We start from the raw sequence: 4,286 nt of genomic DNA on the forward strand, positions 1-4,286 counted from the left end.
ACCCCCGGCGACGACATCACCGTCACCCCACCCGCCAACGCCAACGAACACTCACCCGACCGCAACGCACCCACCGCCAGATGCAACGCCACCAACGACGACGAACACGCCGTATCCACACTGATCGCAGGCCCCTCCAAACCCAACACATACGCAACCCGACCCGAGGCCAGGCTGCCCGCGGTGCCGGAGCCGACATAGCCCTCGACCTCCTCGGGCACCGTGCTCATCCACGACCCGTAGTCGTGGTACATCACCCCGGCGAACACGCCCGTACGGCTGCCGCGCAGCGCGGACGGGTCGATGCCGGCCCGCTCGACGGCCTCCCACGACGTCTCCAGCAGCAACCGCTGCTGCGGGTCCATCGCCAGCGCCTCCCGCGGCGAGATCCCGAAGAACTCCGCGTCGAACCGGTCCGCGTGGTCGACGAACCCGCCGGCACGGGCATAGCTCGTACCGCGCCGGTCCGGGTCGGGGTCGAACAGCCCGTCGAGGTCCCAGCCCCGGTCGGACGGGAAGTCGCCGATGGCGTCGCCGCCGCGGGCGACCAGGGACCAGAGGTCCTGGGGGGAGGACACCCCGCCCGGGTAGCGGCAGGCCATCCCGACGATCGCGATCGGCTCGTCCGCCGTGGCCGGGACGGGCGCGGACGCCTCGGGGGGCTGCTCCGTGCCGAGCAGTTCCGACTCCAGATGATCGGTCAGGTCCCGCGCGGTCGGGTGGTCGAAGGCGAGTCCGGCGGGCAGGGCCAGTCCGGTCAGGGCGGCCAGCCGGTTGCGCAGTTCGAGGGCGGTCAGCGAGTCCATGCCCAGCTCGGCGAACGCCCGCCGGTCCTGCACGTCGTCGGGCGACTCCAGCCCGAGTACGGCGGCGGCCTCGCCGCGCACCAGGGCCGACAGGGTCCGCGTCCGCTCGGCCGCGCCCATCGCGCGTGCCCGTCCGGCGAGACCCTCTGCCGCGGCGGGCGTCCGGCGGGCCGGGACGCGCGGCGTTCGGGAGACCGGTGACGTGACCGTCAGGGCCCGCAGCAGCGCCGGCACCGGGCGCTCCGGCCCGCCCAGCCCGTCCGGATCGAGGCGCACCGGAGCCAGCACGGGCTCGTCGGCGGCCAGGGCGGCGTCGAACAGCGCGAGCGCCTCGTCGGTCGGCAGCGGGCGGACCCCGATGGCGGAGAGCCGGAGCAGGTCCGACTCACCGAGGCCCGCGGTCAGTTCGCTGCGCTCCTGCCACAGCCCCCAGGCCAGCGAGGTGGCGGGCAGTCCCTCGGCCCTGCGCCGCTCGGCCAGCGCGTCCAGAAAGGCATTGGCCGCCGCGTAGTTCCCCTGACCCGCCGAACCGAACAGCCCGGCCACCGACGAGAACAGCACGAACGCCGACAGCTCCAGCCCCCGGGTCAACTCATGCAACCGCCAGGCGGCGTCCGCCTTCGGACGCATCACCCGGTCCAGCCGGTCGGGGGTCAGCGAGCCGACCGGCACGTCGTCCAGTACTCCGGCGCAGTGCACTACGGCCGTCAGCGGACGGTCCACGGGGATCGCGGCGAGCAGAGCCGCCAGCCGGCCCTCCTCGGACACGTCGCAGGCGGCGACGGTGACCTCGGCGCCCAGCCCGGCCAGTTCCTCGGCGAGGGCGGGCGCGCCCTCGGCGTCGACGCCGCGGCGGCTGACGAGCAGCAGGCGCCGGGCGCCGTGCGCGGTGACGAGGCGCCGGGCGACGAGTCCCCCCAGCAGCCCGGTACCGCCGGTGATGAGCACGGTGCCGCCCGGGTCGAGGGCGCGGTGCGGCTCCGCGGATGCCCCTTCCGGCGGTGCTGGAGTCGCCGCCGCGGCTGTCGGCGCGGCGACCGGGGCCAGCCCGGCCACCCGCACGGTGCCGTCCGGGTCAGGGGTCCGGTGCGCGTCCGCAGACACTGGCGCCACCACCTCGGCGGTCGGCGGGGCGACCGGGGGCACCAGTACGGTGCCCTCCGGATCGACGGCCCGGTGCGCGTCCGCAGACGCTGCCGCTGCCGCAGGCGGCGCGGCGGCCGGGGCCAGCCCGGGCACCCGAAGAACGCCGTCCGGCTCAGGGATCCCGTGCCGTTCCACGGAGGCTGCCGCCGCTGCCGCCGCAGGCGTTGGCGCGGTGACCGGGGCCAGCCGGGGCACCCGTACGGTGCCGGCGCGCAGCGCGATCTGCGGCTCCGTACCGGCCGCGGCGGCCGGCAGGGCCTGGGTCGAGGCCTCGGTGTCGTCGAGGTCGGCCAGGACGAAGCGGTCCGGGTGCTCGGTCTGGGCGCTGCGCAGCAGGCCCCAGACCGCCGCGGCCGCCGGGTCGGGGGCGTCCCCGGGCGCGGCGGCGACCGCCGACCGGGTCACCAGCACCAGCCGGGCGTGCCGGAAGCGGGTGTCGGCGAGCCAGTCCTGTGCCAGCGCCAGCGCCCACGCGGTCGTCGTCCGCGCCGCGTCGGCGGGCGGCCGGCCGGGCTGCGGCGGGCAGACCGCGCACACCAGGTCGGGCGCGGGATCACCCGCGTCGAGCGCGTCGCGCAGGTCGGCGAGGCTGGCGTGGTGCCGCACCGGCGGCGCGACCGCGGGGCCGTCGAGGCCGAGTCCGTCGAATCCGTCGGGGCCGTCTGCACCGAGGACCGCCCAGCGGGCGGCCACCACGTCCGCCACGGCGGTCTGTTCCGGCCAGCGGAGGCGGTAGAGCGAGCCGGCGCCCGCGCTCGGCCGGGCGGACATCAGGTCGTCGGGGGCCGGGCGCAGCGTCACCGAGGCGATCGTGGCGACCGGGCGTCCCGCCGCGTCGTGCGCGGTGAGCGCGGCCTCGCTTCCCCGGGAGCCGGTGAGCCGTACGCGCAGGGTGTCCGCTCCCCGGCCGGCTGTCCTGACGCCGCGCCAGACGAAGGGCAGCATGGCCGGTGTCTCGTCGGCGGGCCCCGCGGCGAGGCCGATCGTGTGCAGGGCCGCGTCCAGCAGCGCCGGGTGCAGCCGGTAGCGGCCGGCTTCCGACTGTTCGGCCGCCGCCAGGACGACCTCGGCGAAGACCTCCCCATCGCGCTGCCACGCCCTGGTCAGTCCTCGGAACGCCGGGCCGTAGTGGTAGCCCCGGCGGGCCAACCGCTCGTAGAGGCCGGTCACGTCGACCGGCGAGGAGCCCTCGGGCGGCCACTCGGCCGACGTGGGCTGGGCGTCGACCGAACCGGCGGGCTCTGCCGGCTCTGCGGCGAGCAGGCCGGTGGCGTGCAGGGTCCACGGTGTGTCGCCGTCCGGCGCGCCCCACTCGGGGCGGGAGAAGATCCTGACCGGACGCCGGCCGTCCTCGTCCGGCGACCCCACCAGCACTTGGAGGCCGACACCGCCGGAGGGGGGAGGGAGAAGCGGGGCCGTCACGCCGAGTTCGTGCAGGACCGCGCAGCCGACCTGCTCGCCGGCACGCAGCGCGATCTCGACGAAGGCGGTGCCGGGCAGCAGGACCGTGCCCGCCACCTTGTGGTTTGCGAGCCAGGGCTGGGCCTCGTCGGTCAGGCGACCGGAGAAGACGTACTCGTCGCTGCCCGCGAGCCGCATGACCGTGGACAGCAGGGGGTGGTCCAGGGGGTGTTGTCCGGCGCTCTCCGGGCCGCCAGCGACGGACGGCGCCGACGCGAGCCAGTGGCGGGTGCGTTGGAAGGGGTACGTGGGCAGGTCCGCCGACCGGGCACCGGTCCCGGCGAAGACCAGCTCCCAGTCCACCGCCAGCCCCTGCACGAAGTCCTCAGCGACCGACAGCATCAGCTCCCGCCCCCGACCAGCACCCTCACCCCCGGGACCGGACACCACCCCCACCGCCCCGGACGCCACCGCCTCCAGACCCGCCAATAACTCCGCACGGCCCGAACCCACCACCACCGCCCGGTACTCGAACACCGACCGCGTCATCGCCAGCCCACGAGCCACATCCACCACACGCAACCCCGGATCCGCCACCACCCACGCACCCAGCCGCACCGCCGCCCCCGCCAACGCCCCCGCACTCTTCCCCGACAACACCCACACCACCGCGCCCCCGGGATCCTCCGCGCCGCGCTCGACACCCACCTCCGACCCGGCAGGCGCCTCCAGCACCACATGCGCGTTGGTGCCACTGATACCGAACGACGACACACCCGCCCGGCGGGGGCCGCCGTCCTCCCGCCACGGCATGTTCGCCGTGAGCAGCGAGACCGCACCCGAGGACCAGTCGACCTGGGGAGTGGGCGCGTCGACGTGGAGGGTCTTGGGCATCACGCCGTGGCGCATGGCCTCCACCATCTTGATGACACC

The 4,286-nt window shown here is 75.9% G+C and carries 1 protein-coding gene; it reads right to left on the reverse strand.

Annotation, left to right across the window (positions count from 1 at the left end; all coding sequences use genetic code 11):
- The coding region (locus ACFO3J_RS28085) for an SDR family NAD(P)-dependent oxidoreductase (protein ID WP_449343656.1) at positions 1-4,286 on the reverse strand (4,286 nt) is incomplete at both ends.

The organism is Streptomyces polygonati (assembly GCF_042650325.1).
GTDB lineage: Bacteria > Actinomycetota > Actinomycetes > Streptomycetales > Streptomycetaceae > Actinacidiphila > Actinacidiphila polygonati.